This window comes from Paraburkholderia sp. SIMBA_027, from assembly GCF_046535315.1.
GTDB classification, from domain to species: Bacteria; Pseudomonadota; Gammaproteobacteria; order Burkholderiales; family Burkholderiaceae; genus Paraburkholderia; species Paraburkholderia tropica.
This window is the reverse complement of the sequence record NZ_JAWRWY010000708.1, coordinates 1-267: the sequence shown is the minus strand read 5'-3', so window position 1 is coordinate 267 and position 267 is coordinate 1. Positions and strand designations below refer to the sequence as shown.

Annotated in this window: 1 protein-coding gene; it reads left to right on the top strand. The window is 54.7% G+C overall.

Going from position 1 to position 267, the window contains the following annotated elements; translation table 11 throughout:
- Positions 1–72 precede the first annotated feature (72 nt).
- The coding region (locus tag SB764_RS40870; protein WP_410866879.1) for a molybdopterin cofactor-binding domain-containing protein at positions 73–267 on the top strand (195 nt) is incomplete at its 3' end.

Sequence of the window (267 nt, the reverse complement as noted above, 5' to 3'; positions counted from 1 at the left end):
ATTCGTTTACGCAACGCCGCCCGCGAAGGAGATGCTAATCCGCTCACGGGCAAACGTATTTACAGCGCAGGGTTGCCGGAGTGTCTTGAAAAAGGCCGGAAAATCTTTGAATGGGAAAAACGCCGTGCAGAATGCCAGAACCAGCAAGGCAATTTGCGCCGCGGCGTTGGCGTCGCCTGTTTTAGCTACACCTCTAACACCTGGCCTGTCGGCGTAGAAATAGCAGGCGCGCGCCTTCTGATGAATCAGGATGGAACCATCAACGTG